This is a genomic window from Anaeromyxobacter paludicola, from assembly GCF_023169965.1.
GTDB lineage: Bacteria > Myxococcota > Myxococcia > Myxococcales > Anaeromyxobacteraceae > Anaeromyxobacter_B > Anaeromyxobacter_B paludicola.
In genome coordinates, this window is the sequence record NZ_AP025592.1 from 2,218,280 (window position 1) to 2,240,356 (window position 22,077).

At 74.6% G+C, this 22,077-nt stretch carries 19 protein-coding genes; 3 read left to right on the forward strand and 16 right to left on the reverse strand.

The features are described from left to right. The first annotated feature begins 29 nt into the window (after nt 1-29). Nucleotides 30-839 (forward strand): carbon-nitrogen hydrolase family protein, encoded by an 810-nt coding sequence (locus AMPC_RS10215; protein ID WP_248346153.1) that lies wholly within the window; start codon nt 30-32, stop codon nt 837-839. Here AMPC_RS10215 and AMPC_RS10220 read toward each other — a convergent pair. Then, nucleotides 775-2,799 carry an APC family permease gene (locus AMPC_RS10220; protein ID WP_248346155.1) on the reverse strand — a complete coding sequence of 675 codons (2,025 nt, stop codon included), beginning with the start codon at nt 2,797-2,799 and terminating at the stop codon, nt 775-777. The two genes, AMPC_RS10215 and AMPC_RS10220, sit on opposite strands and share 65 nt — an antisense overlap. Before the next feature lie 162 nt (nt 2,800-2,961). Here AMPC_RS10220 and AMPC_RS10225 point away from each other — a divergent pair, with 162 nt between their 5' ends. Next, entirely contained in the window at nt 2,962-4,320 is a 1,359-nt protein-coding gene (locus tag AMPC_RS10225; RefSeq protein ID WP_248346156.1) for a sigma-54-dependent transcriptional regulator, read from the forward strand. 25 nt (nt 4,321-4,345) lie between these two features. Here the strand turns inward: AMPC_RS10225 and AMPC_RS10230 are convergent, their stop codons facing one another. The 7 genes from AMPC_RS10230 to kdpF all read right to left on the reverse strand — a co-directional run bounded on the left by AMPC_RS10230 (nt 4,346) and on the right by kdpF (nt 13,252). Next, a complete protein-coding gene (locus tag AMPC_RS10230; protein WP_248346158.1) occupies nt 4,346-6,178 on the reverse strand; it encodes a HAMP domain-containing sensor histidine kinase in 1,833 nt (610 codons plus the stop codon). Next, entirely contained in the window at nt 6,175-7,326 is a 1,152-nt protein-coding gene (locus AMPC_RS10235; protein ID WP_248346160.1) for a sensor protein KdpD, read from the reverse strand. The genes AMPC_RS10230 and AMPC_RS10235 overlap by 4 nt, the downstream gene beginning before the upstream one ends. A 122-nt stretch (nt 7,327-7,448) precedes the next feature. Continuing rightward, complete coding sequence (locus AMPC_RS10240) at nt 7,449-8,627, reverse strand: pyridoxal phosphate-dependent aminotransferase (RefSeq protein ID WP_248346161.1); 1,179 nt, start codon at nt 8,625-8,627, stop codon at nt 7,449-7,451. 2 nt (nt 8,628-8,629) lie between these two features. Next, complete coding sequence (gene kdpC, locus AMPC_RS10245) at nt 8,630-9,361, reverse strand: potassium-transporting ATPase subunit KdpC (protein ID WP_248346163.1); 732 nt, start codon at nt 9,359-9,361, stop codon at nt 8,630-8,632. Between the two features lie 9 nt (nt 9,362-9,370). After that, the gene (gene kdpB / locus AMPC_RS10250; RefSeq protein ID WP_248346165.1) at nt 9,371-11,428 is read right to left on the reverse strand and encodes a potassium-transporting ATPase subunit KdpB; all 2,058 of its coding nucleotides are present in this window, start codon (nt 11,426-11,428) and stop codon (nt 9,371-9,373) included. Nucleotides 11,429-11,430: 2 nt separating this feature from the next. Continuing rightward, nucleotides 11,431-13,152 (reverse strand): potassium-transporting ATPase subunit KdpA, encoded by a 1,722-nt coding sequence (gene kdpA, locus AMPC_RS10255; RefSeq protein ID WP_248346167.1) that lies wholly within the window; start codon nt 13,150-13,152, stop codon nt 11,431-11,433. A 10-nt stretch (nt 13,153-13,162) separates the two neighbouring features. After that, nucleotides 13,163-13,252 carry a K(+)-transporting ATPase subunit F gene (gene kdpF, locus AMPC_RS10260; RefSeq protein ID WP_248346169.1) on the reverse strand — a complete coding sequence of 30 codons (90 nt, stop codon included), beginning with the start codon at nt 13,250-13,252 and terminating at the stop codon, nt 13,163-13,165. 345 nt (nt 13,253-13,597) lie between these two features. On the opposite strand from kdpF, the gene AMPC_RS10265 reads away from it, so the two are divergent. Further along, nucleotides 13,598-13,957: a hypothetical protein gene (locus tag AMPC_RS10265; RefSeq protein WP_248346171.1), complete on the forward strand. Its 360-nt coding sequence runs from the start codon at nt 13,598-13,600 to the stop codon at nt 13,955-13,957. 43 nt (nt 13,958-14,000) lie between these two features. Here AMPC_RS10265 and AMPC_RS10270 read toward each other — a convergent pair whose 3' ends face one another. From AMPC_RS10270 to tsaB, 8 genes are all read right to left on the reverse strand, one after another. After that, the gene (locus tag AMPC_RS10270; RefSeq protein WP_248346172.1) at nt 14,001-14,717 is read right to left on the reverse strand and encodes an MXAN_2562 family outer membrane beta-barrel protein; all 717 of its coding nucleotides are present in this window, start codon (nt 14,715-14,717) and stop codon (nt 14,001-14,003) included. Then, nucleotides 14,714-15,580, reverse strand: a complete 867-nt coding sequence (locus AMPC_RS10275; protein ID WP_248346174.1) for a fibronectin type III domain-containing protein — start codon at nt 15,578-15,580, stop codon at nt 14,714-14,716. The genes AMPC_RS10270 and AMPC_RS10275 overlap by 4 nt, the downstream gene beginning before the upstream one ends. 189 nt (nt 15,581-15,769) lie before the next feature. After that, entirely contained in the window at nt 15,770-16,795 is a 1,026-nt protein-coding gene (locus AMPC_RS10280) for an aspartate-semialdehyde dehydrogenase (protein WP_248346176.1), read from the reverse strand. 95 nt (nt 16,796-16,890) lie between these two features. Then, nucleotides 16,891-17,976 (reverse strand): aspartate-semialdehyde dehydrogenase, encoded by a 1,086-nt coding sequence (gene asd / locus AMPC_RS10285; protein ID WP_248346178.1) that lies wholly within the window; start codon nt 17,974-17,976, stop codon nt 16,891-16,893. A gap of 208 nt (nt 17,977-18,184) precedes the next feature. Next, entirely contained in the window at nt 18,185-18,607 is a 423-nt protein-coding gene (locus AMPC_RS10290; protein WP_248346180.1) for a thioesterase family protein, read from the reverse strand. A gap of 113 nt (nt 18,608-18,720) precedes the next feature. Continuing rightward, complete coding sequence (locus tag AMPC_RS10295) at nt 18,721-19,638, reverse strand: TIGR01777 family oxidoreductase (protein ID WP_248346182.1); 918 nt, start codon at nt 19,636-19,638, stop codon at nt 18,721-18,723. A gap of 12 nt (nt 19,639-19,650) precedes the next feature. Continuing rightward, nucleotides 19,651-21,291, reverse strand: a complete 1,641-nt coding sequence (locus AMPC_RS10300) for a site-2 protease family protein (protein ID WP_248346184.1) — start codon at nt 21,289-21,291, stop codon at nt 19,651-19,653. After that, the gene (gene tsaB, locus AMPC_RS10305; RefSeq protein WP_248346185.1) at nt 21,288-22,067 is read right to left on the reverse strand and encodes a tRNA (adenosine(37)-N6)-threonylcarbamoyltransferase complex dimerization subunit type 1 TsaB; all 780 of its coding nucleotides are present in this window, start codon (nt 22,065-22,067) and stop codon (nt 21,288-21,290) included. Before tsaB ends, AMPC_RS10300 begins: the two co-directional genes overlap by 4 nt. Nucleotides 22,068-22,077: the final 10 nt, after the last annotated feature.

Sequence of the window (22,077 nt, forward strand, 5' to 3'; positions counted from 1 at the left end):
GCGCGCGCCACTGAGGTGAGATTCGGGGCATGTCCTCCTCCTGGCTCGCCGCCGCCGTCCAGATGACCTCCGGCCCCGACCGCCGCCGGAACCTCGACACCGCGCTCCGGCTCGCGGGGGAGGCGGCCGACCTCGGCGCGCGGCTCGTGGCGCTGCCCGAGAACTTCGCCTTCATGGGTCCCGAGCAGGAGCGGATCGCCGGGGCCGAGCCGGTGGACGGCCCCACCGTCGCCGCGCTCCAGGAGCTGGCGCGGCGACGCCGCGTCTTCGTGCTCGCGGGCTCGATCGCCGAGCGGGTGGACGCCCCCGGCAAGACCGCCAACACCAGCGTGCTCGTCGCCGACGACGGCGCCGTCGCGGCGGTCTACCGCAAGATCCACCTCTTCGACGTGAACATCCCCGACGGCGCCCGCTACGCGGAATCGGAGACCGTGGTGCCGGGCGACCGGCCGGTGCTCGCCGAGACCGCGCTGGGGCGGATCGGGCTCACGGTCTGCTACGACCTGCGCTTCCCCGAGCTCTACCGGGCGCTCTCGGCGATGGGGGCCGAGGTGCTCACGGTGCCGGCCGCGTTCACGCTCTTCACCGGCAAGGACCACTGGGAGCCCCTGCTCCGCGCCCGGGCCATCGAGAACCTCGCCTACGTGCTCGCGCCGGCGCAGGTGGGGCGCCACTCCCCCACGCGCGTCACCTACGGCAACGCCATGATCGTGGATCCGTGGGGCGTGGTGCTGGCGCGCTGCCCCGACGGCGAGGGGGTGTGCGTCGCCCGGGTCAGCCGCGAGCGGCTCCTGCGGGTTCGGGCGGAGCTGCCCTCGCTCCAGCACCGGCGGCTGTGACCGGCTCCTGCTGGAGGATCCGGACCGGCAGCACCACCGCGTTGAGCCCGGCGAACTGCAGCCGCCGCTGCAGCTCGTAGGCGGTGTCGTTGTGCAGGAGGCGCTGGTACCAGCGCTCGCGCTCGAAGATGAGCTTCCCGGCGAAGAAGACGGCGCGGTGGAACTCGCCGGCGATGGCGACGCAGAGCGACTCCGCCTCGCCGACCGCCTCGACGCCCACCGACATCCGCCAGCCGGCGGTCATCCCGAGCCGGCGGGCCAGCCCGGCGTAGCGCTGCAGGCTCTCCTCGGTGCGGCGGCGCACCTCCTCGACCTCCTCCACCCCCTTCATGCTGGCGGAGTCGATGACGCCCACCGACACGAAGAGCACCTGCCGGTACTGGTTCGGGAAGACGCGCTGCACCGAGAGGAGCTGGTGGATGCCGAGGCCGCCGTAGCCCCCCACCAGCAGCACCGCGGTGGGCTGCCTCGGGTCGAGCGGCTGCTCCTCGCGGGCGGGGAAGGCCGGCAGCGCCTCCATCACCTCGTCGAGCCGCCGCAGGTTGTGCTGCACCGACTCGTAGTGGCGCCGGATGAGCAGGCAGAGGCCGATGAGCAGGCTCGTGACCACGAGCGTGATCGAGCCGCCCACCGCGAACTTCTCGAGGATGCTCACCACCAGGATCGAGAGGCAGAGCACCAGGCCGATGAGGTGGATGAGGATGTGCCGCTTCCAGTCCGGGTACCGCGCCCGCTCGCGGATCCAGTAGCGCACCATCCCGAGCTCGGAGAGCGAGAAGGTGAGGAACACGTTGATGGAGTACATGAGCACGAGCGTCGAGGTGTCGCCGCGCGTGTAGAGCAGGGTCAGGGCCGAGCAGGCCGAGATGAGGACGATGCCGTCCTGCATCGAGAGCCGGTCGGAGAGGAGCGCGAAGCGCCGGGGCAGCCAGCGGTCGTTGGCCATGTTGGCCATCACGCGCGGGCCGTCGATGAAGCCGGCCTGCGCCGCCACGAAGAGGAGCGCCGTCTCCGCCGCCAGCGTGAGCCACACGAACGCCTGGCCCGGCGTGCCCCACCCGCCGGTCAGCCGCTCCACCAGCACGGCGTTCATGGTCTTGCCCTCCACCGGGGAGGCGTGGACGAGGAGGTAGCCCAGGGTGATGCCGCCGGCGGTGAGCGCCAGGGAGAGCGCCATGAGCACCATGGTCCGCTGCGCGGTCTGCACCTTCGGCTCGCGCATGATCTGGAGGCCGTTCGAGACCGCCTCGATGCCGGTGTAGGTCCCGGCGCCCATGGAGTAGGCGCGCAGGAAGAGGGCGGCCATCCCGCCGAGGCCCAGGGTGGCGAGCCCGCTCGAGAAGCCGTGGCGCACCTCGCCGGCCACGGCGGGCAGCTCACCGGCGCGGAGGAACAGCGCGCCGCCGATGAGCAGCACGTGGGTCACGAGGAAGACCACGAAGATCGGCGCGAGCGCGGTGACCGACTCCTTGATGCCCCGCAGGTTGAGCAGCATGAGGAGGGCGATGGCGCCGAACTCGATGGGGAGCTTGGCCCAGTGCCACTGCGGCGGCAGGAAGCTGAAGGTGGCGTCGGCCGCGGCCGCGATCGAGGTGCTGATGGTGAGGACGTAGTCCACGAGCAGCGCCGAGCCCGAGACCACGCCGAAGCGCGGGCCGAGCAGCTTCGACGCCACCACGTACCCGCCGCCGCCGAACGGGAAGTGCTCGACGATGCGCGAGTAGGCGTAGGAGATGATGAAGACGGTGAACGCGGTGGCGAGCGCCAGCCCGACCGCGAGGTAGTGGTGCTGCCCGAGCGCGCGGAACGACTCGTCGGGGCCGTACGACGAGGAGGACAGCCCGTCGGCGCCCAGCCCCACCCAGGCCAGGAACGCCACCAGCGAGATGTGGTGGTAGGTCTTCGGGTCGGAGACGTCGCGGGGGGCGCCGAACAGGAGGTGCTTCAGGCGAGGGGGCATGCGGCCTCGGGAGCGGGGAGCGGCCCGTCCGGTGCAGGGTGCGTGCCGCAGGAGCCCGCGGCCTCGTTTCGGGCCCAGGGAGACGCCATGAGCAGCGCCCCACCTTGCGTTTTGCAGGATCCACCCCGGCGCGGTACTGCATGCGGCAGCGATGGAGCACCGATGACCGAGCCCCAGCAGGCCACCTCCCTCCGGGTGCTCGTGGCCGACGACGAGCGGAACATCCGCGCCACCCTCGCCATCTGCCTCGAGGGGCTCGGCTGCGCCGTGCGCCAGGCCGCGAGCGGCGACGCCGCCCTGGAGGCGCTGCGGCAGGAGCCGATCGACCTCGCCTTCCTCGACCTCCGGCTCGGCGCCGAGAGCGGCCTCGACCTCCTGCCCCGGCTGCTCGCCGAGCGCCCCGGGCTCGACGTGGTGATCATCACCGCCTACGCCACCTTCGACACCGCGGTCGAGGCGGTGCGCCGCGGCGCCCGCGACTACCTGCCGAAGCCGTTCACCCCGGCGCAGATCCGCGAGGTGGTGCAGCGCGTCTCGCACCGGCGGGCGCTCGAGCGCCGCCTGCTCGACCTCGAGGCGCGGCTCGCGGAGGCGGCCCCTGAGGCCACCCTCGAGACCGCCTCGCCGAAGATGCGCGCCGCGCTCGACCTGCTCTCGCGCGCCGCGGCCTCGGAGGCGGCGGTGCTGCTGCGCGGCGAGAACGGCACCGGGAAGGGCGTCCTGGCCCGGGCGCTGCACGCCCTCTCCCCGCGGCGGGAGCGGCCCTTCGTCACCGTGAACTGCCCCACCCTCTCCGAGGAGCTGCTCGCGAGCGAGCTCTTCGGCCACGCCCGCGGCGCCTTCACCGGCGCGGTGCGCGACCAGCCCGGCCGCGTGGAGGCGGCCGAGGGCGGCACCGTGTTCCTCGACGAGATCTCCGAGATCCCGCCCACGCTCCAGGCGAAGCTGCTCCGGTTCCTGCAGGAGAAGCGGTTCGAGCGGGTGGGCGAGAACCGGACCCGGGCGGCCGACGTCCGCATCGTGGCCGCCACCAACCGAGACCTCCAGGCCGAGGTGAAGGCCGGCCGCTTCCGGGAGGACCTGCTCTACCGGCTCGACGTGGTGGAGCTCGTGGTGCCGCCGCTGCGCGAGCGCCCGGAGGACCTCCTGCCGCTGGCGCGCCGCTTCGTGGCCTTCTTCGCGCGGGCCGAGGGGCGGCCCACGCCCGAGCTCTCGCCGGCGGCCGAGAAGGCCCTCTCCGCCTACGCCTGGCCCGGGAACGTGCGCGAGCTGCGCAACGCCATCGAGCGCGCCCTCATCGTCTCGCCGGGGCAGGTGCTCGAGCCGGAGAGCTTCCCGGAGCGGATCGCCGGGCACGCCGCGCCGGCGCCCGCGCTGGGCGGCGACTTCACCGCCGAGGAGGTCGAGCGGGAGCACGTCCTGCGCGTGCTGGCCCGCGCGCCGTCGCAGGAGGAGGCGGCCCGCATCCTGGGGCTCGACGCCTCCACGCTCTGGCGCAAGCGGAAGAAGTGGGGGCGGTAGCCCGGCGACGGGGCGGGGGGCCTGGTCAACCCTCTCGAGCGAGCGGCAGGGTGAACCAGAAGGCGGAGCCCTGGCCGGGCTCGCTCTCCACGCCCATCTCGCCGCCGTGGGCCTGCACGATCTCGCGGGCGATGTAGAGGCCGAGCCCCACGCCGCCGGAGCGGTCGCCCGGCACGCGGAAGAACTTCTCGAAGATGCGCTCCTGGTGCTCCCGCGGGATGCCCGCGCCGGTGTCCTTGACCTGGAGCCGCGCCAGCCCGTCCTCGGGGGCGACCGAGAGCGCGATGGTCCCGCCCGGCGGCGTGTAGCGGATGGCGTTCGAGACCAGGTTGCCGAGGATGAGCTGGACGCGCTCGGGGTCGGCGGAGAGCGTCAGCGGCGGCTCGGGGGCCTCCACCGTCAGCCCGAGCCCGGCCGCCTGCGCCGCCTGGCGCATGGCGCGCGCGGCCTCGTCGAGCAGGGCGGCCGCGCCCACCGGGCGCCGGTGCAGCTCCACCCGGCCGGCCTGGATCCGGGAGAGGTCCAGCAGGTCGTCCACGATGGTCTGCAGCCGCTCGCAGTCCTCGCGGGCCGCGTGGAGCAGGTCGGCCTGCTTCTCGGTGAGCGGGCCGACCACCTCCTCGACGCAGAGGTGGATCGCCATGCGGAGCGAGGTGATGGGCGTGCGGAACTCGTGGGCCACGGTGGCGACGAGGTCGTTCTTGAGCTCGTCGAAGCGCATCAGCCGGGTGACGTCCTGGAGCACCAGCGTGGCGCCGGCCACCGCGCCCTCCTCGGAGTAGAGCGGCGTGGCGCGCGGCAGGAGCAGGCGGTCGCCCTCCGGCGACTCCACCCGCACCGCCTCCTCGTAGCCCCTCGGCACGTAGGGCCCCTTGCCGCCGGCGACGTGCGCGCGCACCGCGTCCACCACCGCCCGCAGCGGCGGGGGGAGCCCGGCGAGGGGGCTGCCCGCGGGCGCGGCCGGCGCGAGGCGCAGCACCGTCGAGGCCGCCTCGTTGAGGTTCACCAGGGCGCCGTCGGTCCCGAGCACCAGCACCGGGTCGGGCAGGCTGTCGATGGCGGCCTGGGCGGCCTGCTGCGCCTGGAGGAGCTCGCCGAGCGAGCTCGAGCGGTACTGCCCGAGCCGGTCGGCCATGGTGTTGAACTCGCGCGCCAGCTGCGCGATCTCGTCGTTCCCCTCGACCCGCGCCCGCACCTGCAGGTCCCCCTCGCCGATGCGCCGGACCGAGTGGGTGAGCAGCGAGAGCGGGCGCAGCAGCCGGGCGGTCAGGGTGGCGGTGGCGAAGATCCCGAGGAGCAGCGCCCCCACGGTGGCGCCGAGGACGAGCTGGTTGTTCCGGTCGGCCTCGCGGCGGGCGCGCTCGCTCTTGCGCAGCATGCCCTCCTGGTTGATCGCGAGCACCTCGGCGACGTCGCGGCCGAAGGCGGTGGCGGCGGGCTGCAGCCGCGCCAGGTACAGCCCCGGCCGCTCCGGGGCCGGGGCGGCGCGCAGCGCGGCCTCGGCGTCGCGCAGCTCCGTCCAGTGCCGGCGGAGCGCCCGCGTCGCCTCGGCCTCGCCGGGCTCGGTGACGTTCCCCTCCTGCACGAGGAGCGCGGCCTCGCAGCGGCGCGCCGCCTCGGCCCGCCGCTCCGTCGGCTCGCCCGCGCCGCCGAGGGCGGTCGAGAGGGCCGTCCGGTCGAGCTCGGTCGAGGCCGCCGCCATCTCCTCGGCGGCCAGCACCGAGCGGTAGTTGTCCTTGAGGATCCCCTGCGAGCTCTGGCCCAGCAGCGCCGTCGTCCGCAGCGTCGTGAGCCCGAGCGCGAGCAGCACCACCACGAGCGGCGCCTGCGCCAGGAGGAGCTTGGAGCGCAGGGTCACGGCCGCGGCTCCTCGTCCTCGAAGGAGATGACGTGCAGGTCGAGCCCGGCCGAGCCGGCCAGCAGCCGGCCCAGCACCGAGATCCCGAGGAGCTGGCGCCAGCGCGCCTCGCTCGAGCGGCCGGCGATGAGGTCCGAGACCCCGTGCGCCCGGGCGAAGTCGAGCAGCGCCGTCACCGGGTCCGACGCCTTGAGCCGCACCACCTCGGCCCCGAGCTCGCGCGCCTTCTCGACGTTGGCGAGCAGGTGGCGCTGCACCTCGGCGTCGATGCGCGTGGGCCCCTCGCGCGGCGTCTCCACGTAGACCACGTACCAGTCGGTGGCGAGCCGCCCCGCCATGCGCGAGCCGCGCCGGAGCAGCGTGGCCGCCCGCGGCGGGTCGCTCGACATGCAGACCATCACCTTGCCGGCGCGGCGCTGCGGCTGCTGGCGCGCCTCCCGCGAGGCGGCGGCGGTCCGGTCGAGGCTCTCGGCCACCTCGCGCAGCGAGAGCTCCCGCAGGGTGGCGAGGTTCCCCTCGCGGAAGAAGTGCTCGAGCGCCCAGCTCACCTTCTCGGCCGGGTAGATCTTGCCGGCCTTGAGCCGCTCGAGGAGGTCCTCCACCGCGAGGTCGAGGTTCACCACCTGGTCCGCCTGCTCGAGGAAGGCGTCCGGCACCGTCTCGCGCACGGTGACGCCGGTGTTGCGCGCGATGAGGTCGTTCAGGCTGTCGAGGTGCTGGACGTTGAGCGCGCCGATCACGTTGATCCCCGCCTCGAGGAGGTCGAGCACGTCCTGCCAGCGCTTGCGGTTCTTGGCGCCCGGCGCGTTGGTGTGCGGGATCTCGTCCACCAGCGCCACCTGGGGCCGGCGGGCGAGCACCGCCGCCAGATCGAGCTCCTCCACGGTCACGCCGCGGTACTCGAGCTTGCGGCGGGGGACCACCTCGAGGTCGCCGATGAGCTCGGCGGTCTCGGCGCGGCCGTGGGTCTCGACGAGGGCGCCCACCACGTCCACGCCCCTCCGGCGCAGCGCGTGGGCCTCCTCCAGCATCCGCCACGTCTTGCCCACGCCGGCGGCGAAGCCGAGGTACAGCTTCAGCCGCCCGCGCCGGCCGCGCTCGACCAGCTCGAGGAAGTCCTGCGGGCTCTTGCGGCGGGGCGGGTTCATGGCGTGGCCGGGGCGCCCCGGCCGCTCCCGTCAGTCTGCGCCCCGACCCGCGAGCGGGCAAGCGGGCGCTCGGCCCGGAGCGCTCGCGCGGGGGGCGTCGGCGCCGGGATCTTCGCGGGCGCTCACCCCAGGAGCCCGTCCCGGAGCTGCTCCTCCAGCACCTCCAGGCCGGCGCGGAACCGCTGCGGGTCGAGCAGCAGCGACACCGCCAGGAACCCGTTGCCGGCGAAGCCGAAGAGGTACCCCGGCAGGACCCTCACCCCGCGGTCGAGCAGCTCCAGGCACAGGGCGTGCTCGTCCTGCGCGGCGCCGATCTGCAGCACCGCCCAGCGGCCGCCCCCGCCCTGCAGCAGGGTCCACGGGGCCTCCCGCAAGGCGGCGGTCGCGAGCGCGGCGCGGTTGCGCGAGAGCCGTTCCCGGAGCGCGAGCGCGAAGCGCTCCCGCCGGCCGAGGAGCGCGGGGACGGCCCGTCGCGCCACCGGATCGGGGGCCGGACCGGGGACCGCGGCGGCGCGCGCCAGCGCCGCCTCCGCGAGCGCCTCCGGTCCGGCCGCCGCGATCCAGGCGATGTCCGTGCCCGGGTTCCCGCACGCGCCGGCGAGCGAGCCGAGGTGGAACGCGAGGCACCCCCGCAGCCCGGCGACGCTCGGGCCCGGCGCGAGCGCCTCGTCGGCGCGGCGCTCGTCGGCGACCAGCGCGGCCTCGGCGCGCCGGCACAGGTCCTCGAGCAGCGCCAGGTCCTCCCGGTCCGGCACGGCGCCGGTGGGCTCGGCCGGGCTGCCCAGCACGACCGCCCCGGTGCGCCCGGTGATCCCCCGCGCCAGCGCGCGCCGGTCGATGCGCCAGGCGCCGTCGTAGCGGAGCGGGTACGGGCGGGGGCGGACGTGCTCCGGGAGCTCGAGCGCGAAGGCGGGCACCGGGCAGAGCACCTCCTCCCGCGCCGGATCGGGGCGGGCGGCGGTGACCGCGAGCGCCAGCGCCGCCGCCGGAGAGGCGGCGAAGCGCACCCGGTCCGGAGACACCGCGGCGCCGCGGCCCGCCAGGTAGCCGGCGACCGCCTCCTGGGCCTCGCGGAGCCCCTCCCAGCGCGGCTCGGCGCGGGCGGCGTCGAGCACCTCGCGCAGCTCCTCCGGGTCCCAGCGGAGCCCGCACCGGGCGGGATCGTCGTCGGCGAGGTCCAGCAGCGGGCGAGCGCCCCCGCGGGCCCGCGCCAGCGCCCGGTCGAGCTCCTCCCGACGCGGATCGCGCGCGCCGGCGAGCGGCCCTCCGTGGCCCAGGTCTCCCTCGATGTGCTGCGCCATGGCTACCTCCCTGCGGCGCCGGGCCCCAGGCGCCGATCCAATTCCAGGTTCAGGAGGAGCACGTTCACGCGCGGCTCCCCGAGCACGCCCAGCGCCCGCCCCTCGGTCAGGTCGGCCACCAGCGCCCGGATCCGCTCCACCGAGACGCGCCGGGCCGCCGCCACCCGGGGCGCCTGCCAGAGCGCCGCCTCGGGCGAGAGGTGGGGATCGAGGCCGCTCCCGGACGCGGTGACGAGCTCGACCGGCACCGGCCCGGCGGCCTCCGGGTTCTCCTTCGTGAGCGCCTCGGCCCGCTGCGCGGCCTGCTCCCGCAGCTTCTTCGAGGTGGGGCCCAGGTTCGAGCCGCCGGAGCTGGCGGCGTCGTAGCCCCGGTCGCCGGCGGCCGACGGGCGCGGGTGGAAGTACCCGGGCTGCGCGAACGGCTGCGCCAGGAGCTCCGACCCGACCACCTTCCCGCTGGCGTCGGCGGCGAAGCTGCCGGCGGACCGGGCCGGGAAGAGCCCCCGCGCGATCACGGTCACGGCCAGCGGGTAGGCCAGCCCCGTGAGCACCAGGGTGACGATCGTCGCGCGCACGGCCGGCGCGAGCGCGTCGCGGAGCGCGGAGCGCCGCGGGCCGGGACCGGTCGCCACGGGGGCCGGCGCGTCCCCCGCCCCGGCCGCGCCGCCGCCCTCGCCGCGCAGCGCGCGCCCGGCCAGGCGGCCCATCCCGCTCGCATCCCGGGTGATCGCCATGGCGGCCTCCTAGACGGCGCCCGCGGCCGCGAGCGCCAGGTCGATGAGCTTGATGCCGGCGAACGGCGCGACCACGCCGCCCAGGCCGTAGACCAGGAGCGAGCGCCGCAGCACCGCGGCCGCCCCCAGCGGCCGGTAGCGGACTCCCTTCAGCGCCAGGGGGATGAGCAGCACGATGATGATGGCGTTGAAGATGACCGCCGAGAGGATGGCGCTGAACGGCGAGGCGAGGTGCATGACGTCGAGCGCGCGCAGCTCCGGGTAGGTGGCCACGAAGAGCGCCGGCAGGATGGCGAAGTACTTGGCCACGTCGTTGGCGATCGAGAAGGTGGTGAGGGTGCCGCGGGTCATGAGGAGCTGCTTGCCCACCTCGACCACCTCGAGGAGCTTCGTGGGGTTGGAGTCGAGGTCCACCATGTTCCCCGCCTCCTTGGCCGCCTGGGTGCCGGTGTTCATGGCGACCCCGACGTCGGCCTGGGCCAGCGCCGGCGCGTCGTTGGTGCCGTCGCCGGTCATGGCCACCAGCTTCCCCCTCGCCTGCTCGGCCTTGATGAGCTTCATCTTGGCCTCGGGGGTGGCCTCGGCGAGGAAGTCGTCCACGCCGGCCTCGGCGGCGATGGCGGCCGCGGTGCGCGGGTTGTCGCCGGTGATCATCACCGTGCGGATCCCCATGGCGCGGAACCGGTCGAACCGCTCCTTGATCCCGCCCTTCACCACGTCCTTCAGGTGGACGATCCCGAGCACCTTGCCGCCGTCGGAGACGGCGAGGGGGGTGCCGCCCGAGTCGCCGATCCGGTCGGCGGCCTCCCGCAGCTCGGCCGGGACCCTCCCGCCCAGCGCCTCGACGTGGCGGGCGACCGCGTCCACCGCCCCCTTGCGCACCACGCGGGCGCCCAGGTCGCAGCCGCTCATCCGGGTCTGCGCGCTGAAGGGGATGAACTGGTGCTCGGCCTCGTGGACCGGGCGGCCGCGGAGCCCGTACCGCTCCTTCGCCAGCACCACGATGGAGCGCCCCTCGGGCGTCTCGTCGGCCAGGCTCGCCAGCTGCGCGGCGTCGGCCAGGTCCTCCACCCGCACGCCGGGCATGGGGAGCAGCGCCGTCGCCATGCGGTTGCCGAGGGTGATGGTGCCGGTCTTGTCGAGGAGCAGCGTGTCCACGTCGCCCGCCGCCTCCACCGCCCGGCCGCTCATGGCGAGCACGTTCTTGCGCAGCAGCCGGTCCATCCCGGCGATGCCGATGGCGGAGAGGAGCCCGCCGATGGTGGTCGGGATGAGGCAGACCAGCAGCGCCACCACGGCCGTCGTCGAGAGCTGGATGCGCGAGTAGAGCCCCAGCGGCACCAGGGTGACGCAGGCGAAGAGGAACACCAGGGTGAGGCCGGCGAGCAGGATGTCGAGCGCGATCTCGTTGGGGGTCTTCTGCCGGCTGGCGCCCTCGACGAGGGCGATCATCCGGTCGAGGAAGGACTGGCCCGGATCGGCGGTGATGCGGACCACGATCCGGTCGGAGAGCACCCGCGTGCCGCCGGTGACGGCCGAGCGATCGCCGCCCGACTCGCGGATCACCGGGGCCGACTCGCCGGTGATGGCCGACTCGTCCACCGAGGCGATGCCCTCCACGATCTCGCCGTCGCCGGGGATGACGTCGCCGGCCTCGGCCACCACCCGGTCGCCCTTGCGCAGCGCCGAGGCGTCCACCCGCTCCTCGGCCCCGCCGCTCCTGGGCAGCCGGCGGGCCACGGTCTCGCGCCGCATCTTGCGGAGCGTGTCGGCCTGCGCCTTTCCCCGCCCCTCCGCCACCGCCTCGGCGAAGTTGGCGAAGATCACGGTGAACCAGAGCCAGAGCGAGACCGAGAGCGTGAACCAGCCCGGGGCGGCGCCGGCCGGGTGCAGCACCCGGTCGCGCAGCCAGAGCAGCGTGGTGAGCACGCTGCCCACCTCCACCACGAACATCACCGGGTTCGCGGCCACGTGGCGGGGCGAGAGCTTGCGCAGGCTGGCGAGGGCGGCGGCGCCCAGGAGGTGCGGGTCGAGCAGCGCCAGGCGGCGGGCGTCGGGGGAGGCCATGGCTAGAGCACCTTTCCGCCGGCCGCGAGGAAGTGCTCCAGGACCGGGCCGAGCGAGAGGGCCGGGAAGAACGTCAGCGCGCCGACGACGACGATGACCGAGACCAGGAGCGCGCTGAAGAGCCACCCGTCGGTGGGGAAGGTGCCGAGGCTGGCCGGCACCGCCTTCTTCCCCACCATGGAGCCGGCGATGGCGAGCGCCGGGATCATCATCAGGAAGCGGCCGACGAGCATGTCGGCGCCGAGGGCGACGTTCCAGAAGCGGGTGTTGGCGTTCAGGCCCGCGAAGGCGGAGCCGTTGTTCCCGGCGCCGCTGGTGAAGGCGTAGAGCGCCTCGGAGAGCCCGTGGGGGCCCGCGTTGGCGAAGGAGCCCGTGCCGAGGGGCGTCACCACCGACCAGCCGGTCAGGGTGAGCACGACGAGGGGGAAGACGAGGACGTAGAGCATGGCGAGCTTCATCTCCCGCGCCTCGACCTTCTTCCCGAGGTACTCCGGCGTCCGCCCGACCATCAGGCCGGCGATGAACACCGTGAGCAGCACCATCACCAGCATCCCGTAGAGCCCGGCGCCGACGCCGCCGAAGATCACCTCGCCGAGCTGGATGTTCACGAGCGGCACCAGGCCGCCGAGCGGGGTGAAGCTGTCGTGCATGGCGTTCACCGCGCCGCAGGAGGCGTCGGTGGTGGCGGTGGCGAAGAGGGCGGTGTCGGCGATGCCGAAGCGGGTCTCCTTGCCCTCCAGGTTGCCGGCGGTCTGCGTCACCGCCAGCCCGCGCAGCGCCGGGTTCGGGCCGGACTCGGCCCGGTAGAGGACCGCGACCCCCACCGCGAAGAGGAAGGCCATGGCGCCGAACAGCGCCCAGCCCTGCCGCTGGCTCCGGGCCATGCGGCCGTAGGTCCAGGTCAGCCCGGCGGAGATGGCGAAGATGAGCACCATCTCCACGAAGTTCGAGAGCGGCGTCGGGTTCTCGAAGGGGTGGGCGCCGTTGGCGTTGAAGAAGCCGCCGCCGTTGGTGCCGAGCATCTTGATCGCCTCCTGCGAGGCGACCGGCCCGAGCGCGACGAGCTGCTTCCCGCCCTCCAGCGTGGTGACCTCGCGGTACGCGGCGAGCGTCTGTGGCACGCCCGTCGCGACGAGGAAGAGCGCCACCGCCGCGCTGATGGGCAGGAGGACGTAGAGGATGGCCCGGACGAGATCGACCCAGAAGTTGCCGAGGGTCTTCGCGCCTTCGGGCCCCGGCTGGCGGGTGAGGCCGCGCGCGACCGCGAGCGCCACCCCGATGCCCACCGCGGCGGAGGTGAAGTTGTGCCAGGCGAGCCCGGCCATCTGGGTGAGGTACGACACGGTCGTCTCGCCCGCGTAGGACTGCCAGTCGGTGTTGGTCGCGAAGCTCACGGCCGTGTTGAACGCCAGGTCGGCCGGCACCGCCGGGAGGTGCTGCGGGTTGAGCGGCAGGAGGTGCTGCGCGCGCAGGATGACGTAGGTGACCAGCACGCCGAGCAGGCTGAACAGCACCATCGACGCCGCGTAGCCCACCCAGCCCTGCTCCCGCCGGGGATCGACGCCGCAGAGCCGGAACAGGCCGCGCTCGAGCGGGCCGAAGAGGCGCGGCGCCGGCTTCTCCTCGGCCTCGAAGACCCGGAACAGGTAGAGCCCGAGCGGCTTCGTGAGCGCCAGGATCACGAGCGCGAACAGGGCGATCTGCAGCCAGCCGTTGGCGGTCACGGCGAGGCGCCTAGAACCGCTCCGGGCGGAGCAGCGCGTACAGGAGGTAGCCGCCGAGGAGGGCGGAGAGGATCATTCCGACCGCGTACTCGAAGCTCATGGCGGCCCCCTCACAGGACGTCGCAGGCCAGGACGTAGGCGTACGACAGCCCGAAGAAGGCGATCGAAGCGGCGGCGAAGGCGAGATCCGGCACAGGGCGACTCCTTCCACGCACGGAGCGCGGGACGGCGACGCCCTGCAGCCAGTGCATCGGGGGTGCCGGCCCCGCGAGCCGGCCACGTCCCGGCGGTTCCGCGGTCAGGCCTCCGGTGAGCGGCCCGGGCCACCTTGCGCGATGCAAGGCCCGGCGAGGGTCGAGCGGGCACCCGGCAAGGCGAGGCCGCGGAATCCCTCGCGCGCTGCGCGCGAGCGCGAGTGGCACGCAGGATGCTCCAGGGAAGGGGCGTGAGCCCGTTCGCGAACCTCCGCCTCGTGCGCGCCGACGCCACGCCCGCGCCTGGGCCCGGCCGGGCCACGCGCCACCGCCGGCCCGCGGCCTGGCTGCTGGCCGGGGTGGCCCTGGGCGCGCTCCTCTGGGCGTCCGCCTCGCCGCCGGGAGCCCTGCGCGCCATCCCGGCGGGCGAGCGCGCGGCGCTGCTGTCGCGCACGGTGGACGAGCTCCGGCGCTCGTGCGCCGACGGCCGGCCCCAGGCCCTCGCGGATCACTGCCGGGAGCTCGCGACCTTCGCCTCGCGCTTCGACGAGTGCGGCGGCCCGTGCGCGGAGCTGGTGCGCCGCGAGCTCGCGCCCCGGCCGACGCGGTGACGCCCGGCCCGGGCCTCGGCCGGCGGCCGTCGGCGCGGCCGCCCTAGAACACGAACAGCAGCCCGGCGGTCAGCGTCGTGGCCGAGTCGGACATGTCCCAGCTCGACTTCGAGCCGAAGTCGTCGATGAAGCTCTTCGTGAAGTCCACGAACGCGTAGGTGTGGTTGATGCCGGTGTCGCGGTCCATCTCGCGCGCCAGCGAGCGATCGAAGAAGTCGAGCATGAGCGCGACGCCGCCGGTGAGGCTGTAGCCGTTCGTCGCCCCCGACTTGGAGCTGCCGCCGGAGCCGTCGGTGACCCACCACTGCATCCGGTCGAGCGAGACGCGGCCGTACGGCGCGAGCGGCACGCCGATCTGCTCCGCCACCCAGTCGAAGCGGTAGGTGAGCATCAGGCTGAGCGGGATCACCTTGAGGGCGGTGCTGTCGGCGGCGACGGTCGGGTCCTTCGTGAGGTGACCGTGCCCGTACATCTCCCAGTAGCCCGCCGCGGCGCCCGCCTCGAGGGTGCCGATGCCGTGGTAGAGCTCCTTCGAGACGCCGAGCTTGCCCATCCAGCCGCGCTTGTCGCCGAACGAGTTCTGGTACGGGGTGAACGAGCCGGCGAACTCGCTGTCGATCTTGGGGTGGTAGCCGGAGAGGCGGATCTCGAAGCTGCCCCAGCGAGGCGACTCGAGGGAGGGCGCCTCGGGCGAGGAGTCCTCGGCCCGGGCGGCGGTGGCGAGCGCCAGGACGGCGACGGCGGCGAGGAGCCTCTTCACGAGCGCCTCCGCTTGCGGGCGAGGAGGAGGAGCGGCGAGAGCAGGAGCGCGACCGCGCCCGCGGCCCCGCTGCTGCAGCCGCCGCTGTCGCGGCCGCCGGCGTTCTTGTAGGAGGTCCAGAAGTCGTCCACCGGGATGGGGGAGCCCTGGACCGCCGCGGAGGCCGCGCTGTAGTTGCCGCCGGCGCTGAGCGCGTAGACGTAGACGTTGTAGGTCACGTCGTTCTGGAGGCCGCCGATGCGGACCGAGGTGCCGCTCGTCACCGTCTGCGAGTGATCTTCGCTCGTGTTCGAGGCGTTCACCGCGTGGGCCTCGTAGCTCTTGGCCGCGCCGGTGGTCCCGCCGTCGGAGCCGGTCCCGGCGGTCCAGTAGACGGTGAGCGCGGCGTTCCCCGGCGTCACCGACTGGATGTCGGGGGCGGCCGGCCGGAGGCCGTCGAGCTGGATGCTGCCCTGGGCGACCAGCGTCGTGCTGCTGGGCGCGCCGTCGAAGAGGCAGAAGTAGATGGGCTGGTAGGTGTTGCAGCCGCCGAGGCCGGCCAGGCTGGCGGCGTTGCTGGCGGTGGTGACCGGGTTCGTCGAGGGCCCGCTCGCGCTCGCCGAGGCGTCGATGGCCGTGCCACGCACCGTGGTGGACGAGCTCCCGGTGTCGATGCAGCCCGAGGTGTCCGAGACGTACAGGCTCAGGTTGGTCGAGGTGGAGGTGACGCCCGACCAGGCGGCGGTGAGGTTGTCGGTGCTCCCCTGGCACTCGGCGATGTTGACGTACCCGTCGCTGTCGGCCGACTCGGAGACCGAGATCGTCACCGCGCCGAGCGCGACGGAGGGGAGGAGGAGCAGCAGAGCGGCGAGGCGCGGGACCATGCGGCCGCGATTCTGCAAGCCCGACGCCAGGGATGCAAGCAAGGAAGGGCCCGGGACTATTCCGGATTGTACGGCCGCGCGCGACCGGCGCCGCCCCCGCCTCGCCAAATTGGCAAGGCGGGGCGGGAGGGGCGCGGCGCGGTGCCAAAATGGCAGCGGGCGCCCTGGCGGGGCGCGACGCGCGGCGCGCTAGAGGTACTTCTCGCCCAGCAGCTCCGCGAGCTGCACCGCGTTGGTCGCCGCGCCCTTGCGCAGGTTGTCGGCGACCACGAACAGGGCGAGCCCGTGCTCCTGCGAGGCGTCCTCGCGGACCCGTCCGACCAGCACCGCGTCGTCGTTCACCGCGAGGAGCGGCATCGGGTAGATCCGCTCCTTCAGGTCGTCCACCAGCTTCACGCCGGGCGCCTGCTTCAGCAGCTCCCGCGCCTCCCCGGCGGAGAGCTTGCGGCCGGTGGCCAGGTTCACGCTCCAGGAGTGGCCGTAGAAGATCGGCACCCGCACGGCGGTGGCGCTCACGCGGAGCCCGGGGGCGCCCAGGATCCGGCGGCTCTCGGCTGCGATGGAGCGCTCCTCCTCGGTCTCGCCGCCCTCGACGAAGGCGCCGATCTGCGGCACGAGGTTGAAGGCGATCCGGTACGGGATCTGGTGCGGCGCGTCGGGCTCGGCGCCGTTCATGAGCGCGTGCGCCTCGCCCTCGAGCTGCTCGACCGCCTTCTGCCCGGCGCCCGAGACCGACTGGTAGGTGGAGACCACGAGCCGCTCGATGCCGGCGGCCCGGTGCAGCGGCTGGAGCGCCACGAGGAGCGGCGTCACCGCGCAGTTCGGGTTCGCGACCAGGCCCTTGGCGCGGAAGCCGGCGAGCGCCTCCGGGTTCACCTCCGGTACCACGAGCGGCACCTCGGGGTCGGCGCGGAAGGCGGAGGAGTTGTCCACCACCGCGCAGCCCTCGGCCCAGGCCTTCGGCGCCCACTCGCGCGACACGGCCGAGCCGGCCGAGAAGATGGCGACGTCGCAGCCCTGGAAGACGCCCGGCTTCAAGGGCTCGACCGGGAGCTCCTCCCCCTTGAACTCGAGGACGGTGCCCTGGGAGCGCTCGCTCGCGAGGAGCTTCAGGCTCTTCACGGGCGTGTCGCGGTCCTCGAGGACCTGGAGGACGGTGCGGCCGACGGCGCCGGTGGCGCCGAGGATGGCGAGGGAGAGGGGACGGGAGGCCATCGGGTGCGGAGCTCCTGGCGTGAGGACGAGGTGAGGGCGAAAAAAAGCGACGCGCGGCGCGCCCGGTCGGACCGGAGCGGCCGCGCGTCGCGAAGCTACTTGGCCTGGATGTGGCCGTCGGCGGTGAGGAGCTCCGCCGTCAGCACGGCGCCGCCGGCCGCGCCGCGCACGGTGTTGTGCGAGAGGCAGACGAAGCGCCAGTCGAAGAGGCTGTCCGGCCGCAGGCGGCCGATGGTGACGCCCATGCCGTTGCCGGCGTCGCGGTCGATGCGCGTCTGGGGCCGGGCGTCGTCCTCGAAGTAGGTGAGGAACGGCGTGGGCGCCGAGGGGAGCTTGAGCTGCTGCGGGCGCCCCTCGTAGGCGCGCCAGCGGGCCAGGATCTCGTCCTTCGAGGGCTTCCTGGCGAAGGAGACCGAGAGCGCCGCCATGTGGCCGTCGCTCACCGGCACCCGGAGGCACTGGGCGCTGATCACGGGAGAGGTCGCGGGGACGATGCGCCCGTCCTCCACCTTGCCCCAGATCTTGAGCGGCTCCTGCTCGCTCTTCTCCTCCTCGCCCTTGATGAAGGGGATGAGGTTGTCCACCATCTCCGGCCAGGTCTCGAACGTCTTCCCCGCGCCGGAGATCGCCTGGTAGGTGCAGACCGAGATCCGCTCCGGGCCGAAGTCGAGGAGCGGGTGGATGGCCGGGACGTAGCTCTGGATGGAGCAGTTGGGCTTCACCGCGATGAAGCCGCGCTTCGTGCCGAGCCGCCGCTTCTGCGCGTCGATGGCGGCGGCGTGCTCCGGGTTCACCTCCGGCATCATCATCGGCACGTCGGGCGTGCCGCGGTGGGCGGAGTTGTTGGAGACCACCGGCGTCTCACGGCGCGCGTAGTCGTCCTCCAGCTTGCGGGTGTCGTCCTTCGGCATGTCCACGGCGCAGAAGACGAAGTCCACCTGCTCCGCGATCTGCGGGACGCTGGAGGCGTTCTGGACGGTGAGCCCGGCCACGGCGGCGGGGACGGGGGTCTTCATCGCCCAGCGGCCCTGGACGGCGTCGGCGTAGCGCTTGCCCGCCGAGCCGGCGCTCGCGGCCACCAGCGTGACCTCGTACCAGGGGTGGTTCTCGAGCAGCGCGACGAAGCGCTGGCCGACCATGCCGGTGCCGCCGAGCACGCCGACCTTCAGCTTTCTCTTCACGGGCTTCCTCCAGGGGCGGGGGAAAAGGGACGGAATGCTAACACAGGAGGGGCGGGAATCATCCCGCCGCCCCGGGCAGGCGCCGCTCGATCGCCCCATGTCGCACCCCCTCCCTGACCCTCCCCTGCTCCGCGGGAGAGGGGAAGAGGTGCACTCCCTCCCCGCTCGGGCGGGGAGGGCTGGGGAGGGGCCGCCAGGGTGCCCGCCCCTACCCCTTCGCGGCCGCCTTCTCCGCCACCTTCTTGCGGAAGCGGGCGCCGTCGATCACGAACCGGACGTGCGTCCCCCGGCTGATGGTGTCCACGCCGTCGTGCGCCTCCGTCCGGAAGGTGACCCGCCGCCCCTCGACCGCCGCCACCTCCACGCTGACGGTGACGGACAGCCCCGGCGGGGTCGCGGCGTCGTGGCTGAAGTCCACGTGGACGCCGAGCGACTGCTCGCCCGGCTCGAGGTGCGGCGCGAGCGCCTGCATGCAGGTCCACTCGATGAGCCCGACCAGGAAGGCGGTCGCGAACACCTCGGGCATCTCGAGGAAGTCGGGGCTCTCCGGGTAGACGTGCGGCACCGTCTTCGAGGGCGGCACGACGTAGCTGAAGGTGTGGCGCAGGCCGGGGCGGAGCGTGTCTTTCACGTCGGATCTCCTGGGACCGGGGGTCGGATGCCGCTGGGCGTCGTGGGCCGTGCCCAGGGGCGCTCCCTCCCCCGCCGGGCGCAGAGGGCTGGGGAGGGGCGGCCAGGGGTTCCCTAACCCGCCGGCCGCTCCCGCGCCGCCAGCAGGTCGCGCAACGCCGGCTCAAGCTCGGGGAAGCGGAACCGGTACCCGAGCGCCAGCGCCTTCGCCGGCACCACCCGCTGGCCGGTGACCGCGATCTCCGCCATCTCTCCGAGCGCGAGCTTCACCGCGCCGGCCGGGGTGGGGAGCGCGCTCGGCCGCCGCATCACCCGCCCGAGCGTCCGGGCGAAGTCGCGGTTCGTCACCGGCGCCGGCGCGGTCGCGTTGAGCGGTCCCTCGGCGGCGCCGTCCTCGAGCGCGAAGCGGACCAGCCCGACCTCGTCGTCGAGGTGGATCCAGGGCTGCCAGAAGGCCCCGTCCCCGACCGGCCCGCCCACGAAGAACCGGAACGGCAGCATGAGCTGCTCGAGCGCCCCGCCGCGCGGCGCGAGCACGATGCCGGTGCGCAGGAGCACCACCCGGGCCCGGGCCGCGGCCGGCTTCGCCGCCTCCTCCCAGTCGTGCACCACGCCGGCGAGGAACCCGGTCCCGCCGGCCGCGCCCTCGTCGAGCGGCTCGTCGCCGCGCGGGCCGTAGAACCCGACGGCGCTCCCGTTCACCAGCACCGCGGGGCCGCCCCGCGCGACCACCTCGGCGACGTTCCGCGTCGCGAGCACGCGGCTGTCGCGGATGCGCGCCTTGCGCTCGGGCGTCCAGCGCCCCGCCGCGACCGGCTCGCCGGCCAGGTTCACGCAGGCGTCGCAGCGGGCCAGCTCCTCCTGCCAGGGGCCCCGCTCCGCCGGATCGCCCCGGAGCGCCCTCGCCCCGGCCGGCAGGCCGCGCGGTGAAGGCGCGCGCGAGAGCGCCACGACCTCGTGCCCGGCCGAGAGGAGCGCGGCGCAGAGCGGCCGGCCGATGAGCCCGGTGGCGCCCGCGACGAAGATGCGCATCGGGACCTCCCTCTACTCGAGGAGGCGCGACGCGGCCTCGGCGCCGGGCGCGCTCCGCAGCAGGTAGACGAGCAGGATCAGCGCCGCGGCGAGCCCGGCGTAGGCGAGCCCCCAGGCGAGCAGCTCGAGCGGGCGCAGCGGCGCGGCGCGCGCGGCCTGCTGCTGCCGCTCGAGCGCCTTGAGGAAGAGCGGCTCCGAGGAGCCGCCCGGCGCCGGGCCGGCCACCGCGCGCAGGTAGAGGTAGTGGCGCGGGCCGAAGCGGGCCGGCTCGGGCAGGAGCCGCAGCGCCCGGGCCCCGGCGCGCGCCTGCGACTCGGCCACGAGCTCCATCAGGCCGAGGAGCGCCACGAGGTAGATGAGCGAGAAGCCGAGCGAGGCGCCGAGGGCGACCGCGCCGGCGAGCCCGAGCGCCGAGACGGCGAGGCCGAGGCTCGAGGAGTAGGAGTAGGCGAAGGCCTGCATCACCCGGCCGCCGTCGAGCGGGGCGATGGGGAGCAGGTTGAAGAGGTTGAGCAGCGCCCACCAGGACGCGACGGCGGCGAAGATGGGCTGGTGCGTCCAGGCGTACAGGCCGGCCGGGACGAGCGCGAGGAGCGAGCCCCAGAGCGGGCCGTTCAAGGCCACGTAGGCCTGGGCGCGGCGGGAGGGGAAGGCGTCCTCGGTGACCGCCATGGCGCCGAGGAGCGGCACGAAGTAGAGGCCGCGCACCTTCATGCCCGCGCGGCGCATGGCGTGGACGTGGCCGTACTCGTGCACGAAGAGCTGGATCATGATCGCGACCGCGAACTTCCAGCTGAAGAGCACCGACCAGGTGGCCACCGACGCGGCGGCCCAGCCGACGTTGGCGGTCTTGGCCGCCTTGAGCGCGGTGGCGCCCACCTTCCCGAGCGACGCGGTGAGCTTGGTGCCGAGCTTGGCGAGGAGGGCGACGAGCCCGAAGCGCTGGCGGCGGCCGGAATGCTCCTGGCCGCCCCTCCCCTGCCCTCCCCGCACGAGCGGGGAGGGAGAGGCTTCGGGGCTCACCGGCGGATCGCCTGGAAGTGCAGCATCACTCGCGGGACCCGTCGCGGCTCCCCCCTCTCCCGCGACGCGGGGGAGGGCCGGGGAGGGGGCGGCGGCCTCCGCGAAGCCGGCCGCGAGGTCCAGCGGCGCCACCCGCAGCGGCTCGGGGAGCACCTCCCAGCGCCCGGCGCGCTGCACCAGGAGCGCGAGGAGCAGCGCCGCCTCGCGCAGCTCCACCACCGGCACCGGCCGCCCGTCGGCGCCGCTCACCTGCTGGCACGGCGCGGCGCTCACCGGCTCGGCGAAAGCGAAGCTGCGGCCCCGCGCGTCGGCGACCACGGCGTACCGCTGCACCGACCCGTCCTCCCGCTGGGCCAGCCCGAAGCCGAGCCGCAGCTCGCTCCAGGGGGCGCGGAAGGGCGCCTCCGGGCGCGAGACCTCCAGCCCCTCCTCCCCGGCCACGACCTTCAGCCCCGACAGCTGCCGCAGCGAGACCGCGATGGCCGAGGCGGCCGCGCCGAAGAGCGCCGCGACGAGGACCGGGACGCCCGCGAGGAGCCCCACCGCCGCCCCGCCGAGCGCGCCGAGCAGGAGCGGAAGTCCCACGCCGGTCAGGGGCGGGCGGAACGTCGCCGGCTCCTGGCGGCTCATCGCGCCCCCGGCGGCACCGCGCCCGGGCCGAGCCCGTGCGGGAACTTCACCTCGGCCTCGCTCGCCCGGACGTAGTGCGGCTCGAGGGCGAAGAGCGCCTGCGGGTCGAAGGGGCGCGCGGCGAGCCGCTCCGCCGCGAGCCGCAGCACCGACAGGGCCGACGGCGCCGCCCGGACGCGCGACAGGGCCGGGAAGGCGGCCGAGAAGACGGCGTCGTAGGTGGCGTAGCCCTCCCCCACCCCGCAGGCCTCCCCCGACGGCGCGAGCTCGGCCACCCGGCCGCAGAGCGCGGCGGGCGGGAGCGCCGCCTCGGGCGCGATCGGCTCCACCCGATCCGGCCCCGTCGCCCGGTAGAACCCGGCGTACACCTCGCCCTTCTTCGCGTCGAAGAGCGGCACGAGGAGCGCGCCCGGCGGCGCGAACGGCGCGGCGTCGAGCGCGAGCGCGGCGAGGCTGGAGGCGCCGGCGATGGGGCGGCGCGCCGCGTAGGCGAGCCCCTTCCACGTGGCGAGCCCGATCCGCAGCCCGGTGAACGAGCCCGGGCCGATGCCGACGGCGTACCCCTCCACCTCGGCGAGCCTCCGCCCGGCGCGGGCCAGGAGCTCGAGCAGCGCCGCCGGGAGCCGCGCCCCGTGGCCGCCCGCCGGGGCGCCGGCGCCGGAGCGGGGGGCGGCGCGCTCGTCGTGCTCCGCGAGCACGCGGACGCCGTCCGGCTCCACGAGCCCGAGGGCGACCGAGAGGTTGAGGGTGGCGGTGTCTACGGCGGCGACCAGCATGGCCCCGGTG